Here is a 13,621-nt window from a genome sequence, read left to right on the forward strand (position 1 = left end):
CCATGCCGGCGATTGCCGTCGAGCGCACGATTGGCGAGACCAAGCGCGCGGTGCTCGGCGGGCTTATCCGCTACAACGAACAGAGGATGGCGAAGCAAAAATATCGCCGCTTCGCGGTTTCGCTTCGGGAAAAAGGCAAGATCGTCGGCGGAATTGTCGGCGAAGTCTGGATGACCGTGTTGTTCATCCAGCTGTTCTGGATCGAGGAGCGGTACCGCGGCAAGGGTCACGGCACCGCCTTGATCAGGAAGATCGAGGACGAAGCCCGGCGTTTCGGCGCAGTACGATCTTATGTCGACACGATGAGCGTCCAGGCGCCGGATTTCTACCGCGCGCTGGGCTACAAGGCGTTCGGAACGATCGACGGCTATCCCGACGGCGTGACGCGTCACTGGTTCACCAAGGCGTTGTAAGGGACGGGCGTTCAAAGGACGGCGATGACCACCAATTCCAAATTCCGCACCGGGCCGAAGGAAGCGCCGACCGAGCCGTTCAAGCGCGCAGTGACCGCTTGCCTGCGGGCGATCGCGAAAAAGCCGGAGCTTGAAGTGACGTTCGCGGCCGAGCGGCCGGGTCTGGCGCCTGGCAAGGCGCGGCTGCCGGAGCCGGCACGCAAGATGAACCGGCGCGATGCCGCCATCGTGCGCGGACACGCCGATTCGATCGCGCTCAAGCTCGCCTGTCACGATCCGAAGGTGCATCGCAAGCTGATGCCGGGAAATCCGCAGGCGCGGGGCGTGTTCGAGGCCGTCGAGCAGGCACGCGTCGAAGCGCTCGGCTCGCGGCGAATGTCGGGTGTTGCGAAGAATCTCACCGCGATGCTCGACGACCATTTCCATCGCGGCAAGTTCGATGAGATCACTGATCGGGCCGACGCGCCACTGTCCGACGCCCTGGCCATGCTGGTGCGCGAGCGGCTGACCGGACTTTCGCCGCCGGCGGCAGCGCGCAAGATGGTCGATCTGTGGCGGCCGATCCTGGAAGACAAGATCGGCGCGCGACTCGACCGGCTCGACCGCGTGGCCGAGGATCAGGCGAAATTCGGCGACGCGGTTCACGACTTGTTGTCGGCGCTCGACCTCGGCGACGACCGCAACGCCGATGCCGACGAAGATGAGGACCAGGACGATAATCGCGACGGTGAAAACGACCAGTCCGGCGCGGAAGGCTCGCCCGATTCCGATGCCGCGCAGGAAATGAGCGCCGATCAGGCCGAGGCGACGGCCGACGAGATGTCGGAAAGCGCGATGGAAAGCGCGCAGGCTTCCACCAGCGATACCTTCGATGACGGCGAACTCGGCGACGACGAAACACCGGGCGAAGCGACGCGGCCGAATGCGCGCGGCGCCAATGAACCGCGCGGGCCCGAATATCATGCCTTCGCGCCGAAATTCGACGAAGTGGTCGCCGCGGAAGACCTGTGCGACCATGATGAGCTGGAGCGACTGCGCAGCTACCTCGACAAGCAATTGGCGCATCTGCAGGGCATTGTCGCGCGCCTCGCCAACCGCCTGCAGCGCCGTTTGATGGCGCAGCAGAACCGCGCCTGGGAATTCGATCTCGAGGAGGGCATTCTCGATCCCGCCCGCCTGTCGCGGGTGGTGACCGACCCCTATCATCCGCTCTCCTTCATGCACGAAAAGGAAGCGACCTTCCGCGACACCGTGGTGACGTTGCTGCTTGACAATTCGGGTTCGATGCGCGGACGCCCGATTACGGTGGCCGCGACCTGCGCGGACATCCTGGCGCGCACGCTGGAACGTTGCGGCGTCAAGGTGGAGATTCTCGGCTTTACGACCCGCGCCTGGAAGGGCGGACAGTCGCGCGAGGCCTGGCTTGCCGCCGGCAAGCCGCCCAATCCCGGCCGGCTCAACGACCTCCGCCACATCATCTACAAATCGGCCGACGCGCCGTGGCGGCGGTCGCGCAAGAATCTGGGCCTGATGATGCGCGAGGGCCTGTTGAAGGAAAATATCGACGGCGAGGCGCTGGACTGGGCGCACAAGCGGCTGCTCGGCCGCCAGGAGCAGCGCAAGATCCTGATGATGATCTCGGACGGCGCGCCAGTTGATGATTCGACGCTGTCGGTCAATCCCGGCAACTACCTCGAGCGGCATCTGCGCCATGTCATCGAGGAGATCGAAACCCGTTCGCCCGTCGAGCTGATCGCCATCGGCATCGGTCACGACGTCACCCGCTACTATCGTCGTGCCGTTACCATCGTGGATGCCGAAGAGCTCGGCGGCGCCATCACCGAAAAGCTCGCCGAATTGTTCACCGAGACGCATGGCGTGCCGCCGCCTGCCAGAAACGGCACACCGCGGCGACTGCACTCCTGACCAAATGAGATGACCGATTCCGGCTGAACAGGCGGCTCTCTGCCGCCGTGATCTTCTCAATCGACGACAGCAGGGATTTCGGCCATCGCCGATCAAGCGCAACCTGGTGCCGCTCGTGGAGTGAGTCTGTTTTGTAATTTTATCGTTCAAAGGCGCGACATTTGTCAGAAAGGGCGGCTCTTGCCAGCAGCTCTGCGGCGCCACGTGGCGGAGTGAAGCGGAGCGGTTGATGCGGCATGCGATGCGATGGACGATTATTTTGGGGTTGTTTTTCGCGGCAGCGGCTGCTTGGGCGGAAAACTGGCCGTCGCGGCTGATCAAGGCGACCATCCCGTTCGGCGCAGGAAGTGCCGCCGACGTCGTGCCGCGCGTGGTGTTCGACCGTCTTTCGGCCGAACTCGGCCAGGCCATTGTCGTGGAAAATCGCCCCGGCGCCGGCGGCACACTCGGTACCGCGGCGGTCGTGAAGGCGGAGCCGGATGGATACAGCGTTCTCGCCCAGTCCTCGGCACTTGCGATCTCGCCTGCGATCTATCCCAAGCTGAACTTTGATGTCACCAAAGACCTTGCTTCGGCGCTGATGATCGGTGTCAGCGCCAATGTGATGATCGTGCCGGTGACGAGGCCGTGGAAAACCGTGCAGGATTTCATCACTGATGCCAGGGCAAAGCCCGGATCGATTGTATTCGGCTCGGTCGGCATTGGAAGTGCGACACATATCAGTGCGGAGAAATTCCGCCTCGCCGCAGGAATAGAAACAACCCATGTTCCCTATCGCGGCGGCGCCGAAGTGGTCGCCGATATTCTCGGCGGCCGCGTCGATTTCTATTTCTGCCCGCTTGCGACCGCGCTTCCCCTGATCAGGGAGGGGCGCGCGCATGCGCTCGTGGTGTCAACGCCCAAACGGGTTGCCGAGCTGCCGGATGTGCCAACGCCGGCCGAGGCCGGTCTGAAGAACGCCGAAAGCGTGTTCTGGCTCGGCGTGTTCATGCCGGCGAAAACGCCGCGCGATGTCGTCGAAAAATTTCATGCTGCGGGGGCAAAACTTCTCGCCGAGCCTTCGATGCAGGAGAGCCTGAGCAGGCTCGGCATCGAGCCAAAGCCGATGACGCCACAGGAAATGGACGCATTCGTGGCGCGCGAAACGGCGGAAAATCTCGAAGTGGTCAGGGCCGCAGGGATCAAGCCCTGAAATCCTGTCGGGTGCCTCACCCTTGCGAGCATTCGACCTCCGCCAGTCGGCAAGGTATAGAACTCTCATCTGGCCCAAACCCGTTTTCAGGACACCTCCATGAGCGCCCTGTTTTCCCCGATCCGCCTGCGTGAGCTTGCGCTGCCGAACCGCATCATGGTGGCGCCGATGTGCCAATATTCGGCCGAGGATGGCGAGGCCAATGATTGGCATTTCACCCATATCAACTCGCTCGCGCTGTCGGGCGCGGCGATGTTCTGCATCGAGGCGACCCATGTCGAGCCGATCGGCCGCATCACGCCGGGATGCCTTGGACTCTGGGACGACGCCACCGAAGCCGCGCTGAAGCCGATTCTCGCCTCTGTGCGCAGGCGTTCGAAGATCGCGGTGGCAATGCAGATTGCGCATGCCGGCCGCAAGGGATCGAGCCACCGGCCCTGGCACGGCGGGCAGCAGATTCCGCTCGCCGAGGGCGGCTGGCAGACCGAAGGACCCTCCGACGTGCCGCACAAGGAGGGCGAATTGCCGCCGCGTGCGCTCGACGCGCAAGGCTTGAAGCGCGTGCGCGAGGCCTTTGTCGACACCGCAAGGCGCGCGATGCGGCTCGGCATCGATGCGATCGAGGTGCACAGCGCGCACGGCTATCTCTTGCACCAGTTCCTGTCGCCGATCGCCAACAAGCGCACCGATCAATATGGCGGGTCGCTGCAGAACCGCATGCGCTATCCGCTCGAAGTGTTCGACGCGATCCGCGAGGTGGTTCCCGGCAATAAACCGGTCGGCGTCAAGGTGTCGGCGACGGATTGGGTCGAGGGCGGCTGGGATCTCGAACAGACCATCGAATACGCGCAGGAACTGAAAAAGCGCGGCGTCGACTGGATTGACGTGTCTTCCGCCGGCGTCTCGCCGTTGCAGAAGATTTCGCTTTCGCCGGGCTATCAGGTGCCGTTCGCCGAGGCGGTCAGGAAAGCAACCGGCCTCACCACCATTGCGGTGGGCCTGATCACCGAGGCGAAGCAGGCCGAAGAGATCGTGGCATCCGGCAAGGCCGACATGGTCGCGCTCGCCCGCGCCATGCTCTACGACCCGCGCTGGGCGTGGCACGCCGCGGCCGAACTCGGCGGGCAAGTGTTCGCGCCGCCGCAATATTGGCGTTCGCAGCCGTCGACGCAGAAGGAGTTGTTCGGAAAGACGACGTTCGGCGCAAGGTGAGATCATCTGATCACGCGGCGGAGGATCGCTCATGGGTTCGGTCCATCGCCTCGCGCTCGCGGCACTTTTTCTCCTGATCGGCGGTGACGTCATGGCGTTCGACATTGAAGCCCACCGCGGCGGACGCGCACTGCTTCCGGAAAATACCCTTGCCTCATTTGCCAATGCGCTTTCGCTTGGCGTCGACACGCTGGAGCTCGACATCGGCGTGACGCGCGACGGCGTGATCGTCGTCTCCCATGAACGCGGTCTCAACCACGATCTTGCCCAGGGGCCGGATGGCAAATATGTCGCTTCGCCAGGCACGCCCTTTGTCCGGCTCACGCTTGAGGAGGTGAAGCAATTCGATGTCGGCCAGATTCGGCCCGGCAGCAGATATGCCGCGCAATTTCCCGACCAGCGCGCCGTGCCGCAGACGAGAATTCCGACCCTGAAGGAAGTCATCGACCTCGTGCGCAAGTCCGGCGACCGCCAGGTGCGGCTCAACATCGAAACCAAGATCGATCCCGGTCATCCGCAGGAATCGCCGGGGCCCGACCGCTTTGTCGAATTGCTGCTTGACCTCTTGCGCGCGGAAGAATTCGAAAGCCGGGTCATGGTGCAGTCGTTCGATTGGCGGACGCTGCAGTTGGTGCAACGGCTCGCCGCCGGCATGCCCACGGTGTATCTGACTGTCCAGTCGGGGTCGGCGCCGACGGTCTCGCTCGACGGCGCAACGGCGTGGACCGCAGGCTTCAATCCCGCCGAACATGGCCAATCGCTTCCGCGCACGATCAAGGCCGCGGGCGGTGCGATCTGGTCGCCCTATTTGGGCGACGTCACTCCGGCGCTGATTTCCGAATCCCATGCGCTGGGTCTTCAGGTCGTGGTCTGGACCGTGAACAAGCCGGCCGACATGGCGCGCATGATCGAGTTGGGCGTGGACGGAATCATTTCCGACCGCCCCGATCTCCTGCGCCAGGTGGCCGCCTCGAAGGGCATCGCCCTGCCCAAAGGATCGCCGGTGACGCCGTAGACGGATTCGATCATGACTTCGTCGGCATCTCGGTGAGCGCCCGCATCGCGGCGATATAGCCATGGGGGCCAAGCCCGCAGATGACGCCGGTCGCGGCGTGCGAGATCTTCGAGTGCCGGTGATGTTCGTCGCGGGCGTGGATGTTGGAAACGTGCACCTCGATGACCGGGCCATCGAACGCCTTGATGGCGTCGACCATCGCGATCGAGGTAAAGGAATAGGCGGCTGGGTTGATGATGATAGCGTCGGCATTTTGCCGCGCCGACTGGATCAGGTCGACGAGTTCGCCCTCGTGATTGGACTGGTGGAACGAAATCGTCAGAGCGAGCTTCGCTGCCTCGCGCTCGCAAGCCTCCCTGATCTGCGCAAGCGTCGTGGTGCCGTAGATATGCGGCTCGCGCACGCCAAGCAGATTGAGGTTTGGGCCGTTGAGAATCATCACTCGTTTCATGGCGTGCCTTTCGAGAATTCTGGTTTTACATTTCGTCATGGCCGGGCTTGACCCGGCCATCCACGTCTTGCTCGGTTGGCAGCTAAGACGTGGATGCCCGGCACAAGGCCGGGCATGACCGGCTTGTGGTCAGTTTACGCTCGTCGGAGCCATCACTCACTCACATCCCGAACACCGCCACCGCGCGGATCGGTGAGGCCGTGCCACCGCGCCACTTCATCGGCAGGCCGATGAAAGTGAACGGACCGGCACCGAGCAGGGATTCAAGATTGCACAGGCTCTCGATATGGGTGATGCCGAGGTCGAAGCAGGCCTTGTGTACCAGCAAATTCTCTTTGCCTTCGGGTCCAGGCCGCATCGAGTCGATGCCGAAATGCACGACGCCTTGTCGGGCGAGCCACGTCGTCGCCGCAACGTTGACGCCGGAATTCTCGGTCGCATATTCCTTGCGCGGGAAGGTGCGTTCGTGGTGGCCGGTGCAGAGCAGGACAGTGCCGCCCTTCGGCACCGCAAGGCCGGCCTTCTTGACCGCCGTCTCCAGATCGGCCGGAGTGATCTCTGCGCGCGGCGCGATATGGCGCAGATCGACGCAGATGCCCGGCACGATGCATTTTTCGAGCGGATATTCATCTATTGGCTGACCTCTGCGGTCGAAATGCGACGGCGCGTCGATGTGGGTACCGCCATGATCGGGCATCGAAAAATACATCGACGCCAGTCCGTGAACGTTGCCGCTATCGGCGAAAGATTCCTCGTGGGTCTTCCAGACGCCGTGGATGATGGCGGAATGCCCCGGATAACTCGGCGTGCGGTGGTAGAGCTCACGGCTGAGGTCGACGATCTTCAACGCTTGAGTCCTTTCCTGTTTCAGGCCTTCAATGCTGTCATTTGCGAGCAGTGGACCGACGAAGCAATCCATATTGCGTCTGAGACCGGATGGATTGCTTCGCTTGCGCTCGCAATGACGTTCGAGGTTACACCGGCTTGATGCCGGCCTTGCTGATGATGTCGCGCCATTTCGGTATTTCGACCTCGAGGCGTTTTCGCAAGGCCTGGCTTCCAGCGGCGGTGACCTCGTAGCCGTTGACGCGCAACTGCTCCACGACCGATGGCGTCTTGAGCACTTCCATCGATTTGGCCGACAATTTTTCCACGATGTCGGGCGCGGTCGCAGCCGGCGCAAAAAGGAATTGCGCGGTTTCGGCGGTGAAGTCCTTGTATCCAAGCTCGACCATGGTGGGCACGTCCGGCAGGCCGGGCCAGCGGTTGGCGCTGGTGACGGCAAGCACCTTGATCTCGCCGGATTGGGCGAAGGGAAGCACCGGCGGCAACGCCGAGACGGCGACCTGCGTGGTGCCGGCGAGTAGCGCCTGGATGGCGGGCGCCGCGCCGTTGAACGGCACGTGGGTCATTTCGATTCCGCCCACGATTTTCAGAAACTCGCCGGAGAGGTGCGGCGTGGTACCGGCGCCCGGGCTCGCCCAATTGAGTTCGCCGGGATTAGCCCTGGCGCGCGCGATCAATTCCGCGATGGAGTTGATGTTGAGCCTGGGCGTCACCATGATCGAATTCGGCGTGGAGCCGAGTTCGGTGATCGGCGCGAAATCCTTGTACGGGTCGTAAGGAATCCTGGCGTAAAGACTGGGGTTGACGACATAAGCGGTGGAGACCAGGAGCAGGGTATAGCCATCGGCCGCCGCGTGTGCCGCATATCCGATTCCAATATTGCCGCCGGCGCCGGGCTTGTTCTCCACGATGATGTTGCCGCCAAGCGCGGAGCCAAGACCCTGTGCGAGAATGCGCGCCATGATGTCGGTGGGCCCGGCTGCCGCGAACGGCACGATGATTTTGATCGGCCGCTCCGGATAGGACGCAGCGCTCGCCCGTTTGATGCCGAGGTGGGATGCGGCCGCCGCGCCGATCACAAGACCCGCGGCTTTCAACATGTGGCGGCGCGAGGCAAGGGCGCTGGTTGTTTTAAGCATTGTTCCGCTCCAGAGGCACTGACGGCTTTTTGTTATCTCATCACACTGCGAAATTTAATTCGAGGGGCGTTGGATGCTGGCACCGACTTGGGCAGCTACCACCATCGATGTCGTCCCCGCGCACGCGGGGACCCATACGCCGCGGCTTCTCCTTTTTGCACCTTGGTCGGCGGCTTTAGCTGCAATTGACATCGGGGGTTATGGGTCCCTGCTTGCCGCCTTCGCTAAAGCTTCGTCGGCCTGAGGTGCAAGCCCCGGCGAAGCCTTGGCGGAGACGGGTCGCAGGGGCGACGATTGGTGCGTTCGGTTCGGTCGTCGCGAAGGACACGCCAAAACATTCCCGCGGCGCAAGCGCCCGAGGTTTGTCGAACTCGCGGCCCTCTCAAAAAGATCAAGGGCGCAGGGAATGCCGGGCGATCGATGCGCCCGCAGCCTCGCGTGCGAAAAACGAGAAGCACACGAGCAAGTCACCACGGATCACACCGTTTTCGTCCGGCATTCCCCGCGCGAATGGTTTTAACGGTTTCCTTCGTGCTCTTCCCGGAGACCGGGCTTTCTTGCCTCCGTCATTGGCGCGATGCGAAAAGCATCGCCGCCAACTTGACGCCAGCGTCGGGGCGCCAGAACGACACGACTTCGCCGTCCGCTCCATGCCGTTCGTCATCGGCATATAAACGTCCATCGCATCCCGCGCCAACGTTCGTGACGATCGCGAAACGCCCCTCTTGCGGGCACGAGACGAGGCGAATCGTGCCGCTGATTTGGGGCAACGAGCAACACCGAGCGCATGCGACGAATTGGCACGACGGGCAAATCACCTTTCGTCCCCAAAAGAAACTGTCAAGCGCAAGTTAGCGTCACGCTGGTGGTGTTGCGTTTTTTTGAGTTACGGCGCGTGCGACCAGCCTCACTCGGCGGGATCGGATGCTGCCTTGCCGGCGTTGCTCGTATTGCCGTTGCGGGCAACGGAAAGGGGTGCAGGAGACACTTCTCCGTCCAGCCAGTCCTGCTCGTTGGCTAACGCCAGCCAGGCAGCTTCCATCCTCTTGTATCGGAGAAAGGTCGGTTCATTGGCTGCGGATTCGGCGAGATGCGCGCAGTTCTCGGCATTTTCGCGGAAAATCTCTGATTGTTTCATGCTGTTTTCCTCTGGCGAACAGGTATGGGAAAGGCTCGCCTTTGCAAGCAAGGTTCCAATGAATGATTTGTAACATTTTAAATTACGCGAGAAATCAAGGCACGGCGGAGTCGCCGCGTTCTGTCGAAGGGCCTTCAGACCGGATTGATGCCGCCCGTTCCATCCGCCTCACGGAAGAATCCGGCGTGCCAGCGCGGAGAAGGGATGGCCGTCAGCGATGCCGCGGTCGCTGATCATTGAGCGATGAAGCGGATTCGGGATAATCCGGACGATGGTGTTTTGCAGGGTGAGATAGATATCGCCGCACTCGTAACAGGTGATCGTCTGGATCTGGTCCCAATGCTGATGTTCGTGGAGGCTCCACACATAGCGCGCGCCGCAGTCGCACCTGAAATGTCGCGGCAATTTCTTCCTGAGCCGTCGCCAGTAAATCGAGAAGGTCAATCTGGCGTATTTCCAGGACGACAGGCCGCGGACCCGGTCGAGGGGAACCAAAACGTTTGCAGGCTCTCGCAGCGACATGTCGCTCCACTTTTATTCGTGCCGTAGCTTGCCCGCCGAAATTTCCGCCAATCTCCGCCACTTCGCATCGGTGTAGCGACGATTGTATTCGGCAACGTGCCAGCCCGCAGCACCGTCGAGAAAACCGGCGCGCCAGACATAGGTTTTCAGGAAGGCCGACCATCCACGCAGAGATGCCTTCAGCGGCGAGCCGCGGACGCCGCGGCTCGCGAGCTGATGCGCGGCGGCGATGGAATAGCGCTCGATCTTGTCCTGTGCATCCGCCCACGACGTGATGCTGTCGTGTTCGATGCGCATGTCGAGCCGCCTGATCGGGCCGTCCACAATCAGGCTTTCATGCACCAGATGATCCGAGAAGCGCGCGCGATCGCGCCGGAACAGACGGACGACGTAATCGGGCGACCAGCCGCTATGGCGGATGATGTTTCCGCAGAAGCGGGATCGCCGCGACATCCTGTAGGCGCTTGGCGCATTCGGATCGGCGATGGCTTTCTCGATGACGGCCATTGAACCCGGCTCTATCCACTCATCGGCATCAAGCGAGATGATCCAGTCGCCGCGCGCCAAATCCAGGGCACGGGCCTTCTGCGGTCCGAACCCCGGCCAGTCGGTGGTTGAAACGACATTGGCGCCGTGGGCGCGGGCAATTTCGACGGTGCGGTCGGTGCTGCCGCTGTCAACGACGACAAGTTCGTCCGCAATTTTCACCGAGCCGAGGCAGCGGGCGATCGATGCCTCTTCGTTTTTGGTAATCACGATCAGGGACAGGTTCGTCATATCCGAAAATCATCTGGTCCAGATCACATCGACCTGGCGTTCGATTCGACCCAGCTCGCTCTGGTCGATCCGCCTCGTGTCGCCATCGTCCATGAGCAGGTGTGGGACAAAGCCGGCCCCGAGGAGCCGGCTCGTCATTTCATCGAGAGACAAATCGCCCGATCGGCTCAGCGAGGGCGAATATTCGGTAATCAACGCGTCCGTCCGGTTGAGCGTTCGCGCGGCCCCCGCAATGACCGAAGGCTCGTATCCTTCGACATCGATCTTCATCAGCACCACGCGGCGATCGCCAAGGCCGAGAGCATCGATCGCCGAATCGATGTCGACCATGGGAACCAGGCGCGAGCCAAGGCCGTAGTCCTTCAACAGCGAATGCCGTCCCTTGTTGGAAGGCTTGTAGCGATAAAGCCGGGCCAGACCAGGCGCGGCGCCGACGGCGCGGGCTTCGACGATGACCTTGTCAATGGCGTTGATCGCGAGATTTCGTTCAAACAGCCAGGCGTTGAAGGCATCCGGCTCGAAAGCGACGATCTTCTCGACGCCGTCGTGTTGGGCGGCGTGAACGGAGTGCCAGCCGAGATTTGCGCCGACATCGATGACAATGCCCGTCGGCGCCTGTTGAAGTCTGTTGCCGATCCAGGTGGTCAATTCCGGCTCGATGCAGCCGTATTTGGCCACCTGGCGTCCGATCCCGTCGCGGTGTGAAACGAAAAACGAAAGCCCGGACGGCTCGGCCCGGGTCAGGAAGGCCGCCCGCCATGGCACCAGCCACGCGCCAAAAAACTTCAAGGTGTGAAGGGGACGAAGAACGCGAGACTTGCGCAATTTGGGTCTGCCAAAGGGGGTTGCTCGACGAGCGGTTGGCACGGTAGCGAATGCCGAATCCACTCCACCAGATTGTTTGGCGCAAGGTGCCAGCCAATGCAAAGGGGTCGTTGACAAAATCGAAAGCGAAACTGGTGATCAGACATCAACAAAATGGCCGGGACTTCGACCCAGCCATTTCAGCATCATCGATGACAGATAGCCCTGAGGCGAAGCTCAGCCTGCCTTCTTGACCGGCGCCACCGCACCCATCTTCTTCGCGATCTGGCGCTTCAGATCCAGCGCGCGGGGCGACAACTCGTTGTTTCGGGCCTTCAACAGATAGGCGTCCAGCCCGCCACGGTGATCGACGCTCTTGATCGCATTGGTCGAAACCCGCAAGCGCACGTTGCGGCCGAGCGCGTCGGAGATGAAGGTGACGTTGCAGAGGTTCGGTAGGAAGCGCCGCTTGGTCTTGATATTGGAATGGCTCACCTTGTGGCCCACCTGCGGGGCCTTGGCCGTCAGTTCACAACGCCGCGACATCTTAAGAAATCCTCTTCCGTCCCGGCTCCCGTCCCGCTTCACGAGGGGGCGGCGCCAAGGGGTCAAAAACATGTCCATCCTGGTGTCCTGGTTCTGACCTTCGTATCGTGCCGCGGCGGGTTCTTCGACGAATGTCGGAACCAAAAAGGACACTAGCAAATATCAGATTCCAGTGTGGTTTTGGATTTGACATTCGCTTTTCGAGGTGCCGCGGCGAGATTGAAGCGAATGTCAAATCCACCACACTAGCGAACCGGGGACCTATAGGGGCAGATGCTTCAAGCGTCAAGGTTTTAAGGCCCCGTTCGGTCGCGGAAATGGGGGTCTTGCAGGCATTTAGCCTGTCTTTTTTGCATCACACAAACGGCGTATTCGCAACCGACATTGCCGGTTCATTTTTTGTGCGCGCGTCTTCGGCACGGGTTTTTCCGGTTTACCTAAAAAGCGTGCAACCCATTGTTCGCCGGCTTTTTTGTTTAAATGACCGCTTGCTCCCGCTGCCCTGGATCCTGCTGCCTTGAGGACTGTCCTTCCGTGATCATGTCCAGATTGACCTCGCCCGGGCGGGCCGTTCGGGTGCTTCCGGCGCTGGTCGGCTTGAGCCTGTTTGCGGGTCTTTTCGGCTTGACCACCGGTCCGGCTTTTGCCCAGGGCAGGCTGGAAGCGCAGTACCAGGCCACGCTGGCGGGTCTTCCGGTCGGCAAGGGTGCCTGGACCATCGACATTTCGGACGACCAGTTTTCCGCTTCCGCCGTCGGCGGCACGGCCGGCTTGCTCAAGGCCTTCACCTCCGGCTCGGGCGCCGCTTCCTCGCAGGGACGTGTCGTCAACGGCGCGCTGCTCTCAACCAATTACAGCGCCACCACCACGACCCCGAAATATACCCAGGCCATTCACATGATCCTTGCGAATGGTACCATCAAGGAACTCACCTTTGATCCGGAATGGCCGGTCGATCCCAACCGGATTCCGGTGACCGAGGCCCACCGCCGCGGCGTGTTCGATCCGATGACGGGCGCAATGCTGCGCGTGCCGGGCAATGGCGATCCGCTTGGCCCCGACGCCTGCCGCGCCAGCGCAGCGGTCTTCGACGGCCGCATGCGTTACGACCTCAGGCTTGATTACAAGCGCATGGAAACCGTGAAGGCGGAAAAGGGCTATCAGGGTCCGGCCGTGGTCTGCGCGATCTATTTCGTGCCGGTCGCCGGCTACATTCCCGATCGTCCCGTGATCAAGTACCTCGCCGCTGCGCGCAACATGGAAATCGCGTTTGCTCCGGTTCTCGGCACCCGCATCCTGGCTCCGTTCCGTCTGGTGATCCCGACGCCGCTCGGGCTTGCCATGCTGGAGGCCACGCAGTTCATCACGACCGCCACACCGCCGCGGGTGGCAAAGACGAACTGAATTGAAAAGCGTCTGAGGCGAGGAATCCGTCGTCCCTGATGGTGTGTGGGCACCGGAATCCGGAAATTCGCCGATGTGCGATTTCACCTGGCGTTTCGTCGCGTCCCATCGGTCTGAGTTGAGGGTGCGCATCAATTCGTCGCGCCGCGGCGACAAGGGACCTCACCGAATCCTGTTGACTCTTATCCACTTCTGATTCGACTCGAAGCCCCCTTCGGGCTTAAGGATTTTGCGGT

14 protein-coding genes are annotated in these 13,621 nt (G+C 61.9%); 6 read left to right on the top strand and 8 right to left on the bottom strand.

Annotated features, from left to right (window positions below):
- The first annotated feature begins 2 nt into the window (after nucleotides 1-2).
- From VNX23_RS27665 to VNX23_RS27685, 5 genes are all read left to right on the top strand, one after another.
- Nucleotides 3-413 carry a GNAT family N-acetyltransferase gene (locus tag VNX23_RS27665; RefSeq protein WP_325634747.1) on the top strand — a complete coding sequence of 137 codons (411 nt, stop codon included), beginning with the start codon at nucleotides 3-5 and terminating at the stop codon, nucleotides 411-413.
- A 24-nt stretch (nucleotides 414-437) separates the two neighbouring features.
- Complete coding sequence (cobT, locus tag VNX23_RS27670; RefSeq protein ID WP_325634748.1) at nucleotides 438-2,339, top strand: cobaltochelatase subunit CobT; 1,902 nt, start codon at nucleotides 438-440, stop codon at nucleotides 2,337-2,339.
- 229 nt (nucleotides 2,340-2,568) lie between these two features.
- A complete protein-coding gene (locus VNX23_RS27675; protein ID WP_325634749.1) occupies nucleotides 2,569-3,531 on the top strand; it encodes a tripartite tricarboxylate transporter substrate binding protein in 963 nt (320 codons plus the stop codon).
- Nucleotides 3,532-3,630: 99 nt separating this feature from the next.
- The gene (locus VNX23_RS27680; RefSeq protein ID WP_325634750.1) at nucleotides 3,631-4,743 is read left to right on the top strand and encodes an NADH:flavin oxidoreductase/NADH oxidase; all 1,113 of its coding nucleotides are present in this window, start codon (nucleotides 3,631-3,633) and stop codon (nucleotides 4,741-4,743) included.
- Nucleotides 4,744-4,774: 31 nt separating this feature from the next.
- On the top strand, nucleotides 4,775-5,758 hold the full coding sequence (locus VNX23_RS27685) for a glycerophosphodiester phosphodiesterase (RefSeq protein WP_325634751.1): 984 nt from the start codon (nucleotides 4,775-4,777) through the stop codon (nucleotides 5,756-5,758).
- A 10-nt stretch (nucleotides 5,759-5,768) separates the two neighbouring features.
- Here VNX23_RS27685 and aroQ read toward each other — a convergent pair whose 3' ends face one another.
- The 8 genes from aroQ to rpmB all read right to left on the bottom strand — a co-directional run bounded on the left by aroQ (nucleotide 5,769) and on the right by rpmB (nucleotide 11,981).
- Nucleotides 5,769-6,209 (bottom strand): type II 3-dehydroquinate dehydratase, encoded by a 441-nt coding sequence (aroQ, locus tag VNX23_RS27690; RefSeq protein WP_325634752.1) that lies wholly within the window; start codon nucleotides 6,207-6,209, stop codon nucleotides 5,769-5,771.
- Nucleotides 6,210-6,369: 160 nt separating this feature from the next.
- Nucleotides 6,370-7,056 (bottom strand): cyclase family protein, encoded by a 687-nt coding sequence (locus VNX23_RS27695; protein ID WP_325634753.1) that lies wholly within the window; start codon nucleotides 7,054-7,056, stop codon nucleotides 6,370-6,372.
- Nucleotides 7,057-7,183: 127 nt separating this feature from the next.
- A complete protein-coding gene (locus VNX23_RS27700; RefSeq protein ID WP_325634754.1) occupies nucleotides 7,184-8,194 on the bottom strand; it encodes a tripartite tricarboxylate transporter substrate binding protein in 1,011 nt (336 codons plus the stop codon).
- 907 nt (nucleotides 8,195-9,101) lie between these two features.
- The gene (locus tag VNX23_RS27705; RefSeq protein WP_414643094.1) at nucleotides 9,102-9,383 is read right to left on the bottom strand and encodes a hypothetical protein; all 282 of its coding nucleotides are present in this window, start codon (nucleotides 9,381-9,383) and stop codon (nucleotides 9,102-9,104) included.
- A gap of 117 nt (nucleotides 9,384-9,500) precedes the next feature.
- Nucleotides 9,501-9,854, bottom strand: coding sequence for a hypothetical protein (locus VNX23_RS27710; protein ID WP_325634755.1), 354 nt, complete (start codon nucleotides 9,852-9,854; stop codon nucleotides 9,501-9,503).
- Between the two features lie 12 nt (nucleotides 9,855-9,866).
- Entirely contained in the window at nucleotides 9,867-10,631 is a 765-nt protein-coding gene (locus tag VNX23_RS27715; RefSeq protein WP_325634756.1) for a glycosyltransferase family 2 protein, read from the bottom strand.
- A 9-nt stretch (nucleotides 10,632-10,640) separates the two neighbouring features.
- On the bottom strand, nucleotides 10,641-11,456 hold the full coding sequence (locus VNX23_RS27720; RefSeq protein WP_325634757.1) for an FkbM family methyltransferase: 816 nt from the start codon (nucleotides 11,454-11,456) through the stop codon (nucleotides 10,641-10,643).
- Between the two features lie 216 nt (nucleotides 11,457-11,672).
- Nucleotides 11,673-11,981: a 50S ribosomal protein L28 gene (rpmB, locus tag VNX23_RS27725; protein WP_325634758.1), complete on the bottom strand. Its 309-nt coding sequence runs from the start codon at nucleotides 11,979-11,981 to the stop codon at nucleotides 11,673-11,675.
- 540 nt (nucleotides 11,982-12,521) lie between these two features.
- Here rpmB and VNX23_RS27730 point away from each other — a divergent pair.
- Nucleotides 12,522-13,385 carry a DUF3108 domain-containing protein gene (locus VNX23_RS27730; RefSeq protein WP_325634759.1) on the top strand — a complete coding sequence of 288 codons (864 nt, stop codon included), beginning with the start codon at nucleotides 12,522-12,524 and terminating at the stop codon, nucleotides 13,383-13,385.
- Nucleotides 13,386-13,621 lie beyond the last annotated feature (236 nt).

Origin of the sequence: Bradyrhizobium sp. (genome assembly GCF_035570375.1) — a bacterium.
In the GTDB taxonomy this organism is placed as follows: Bacteria; Pseudomonadota; Alphaproteobacteria; order Rhizobiales; family Xanthobacteraceae; genus Bradyrhizobium.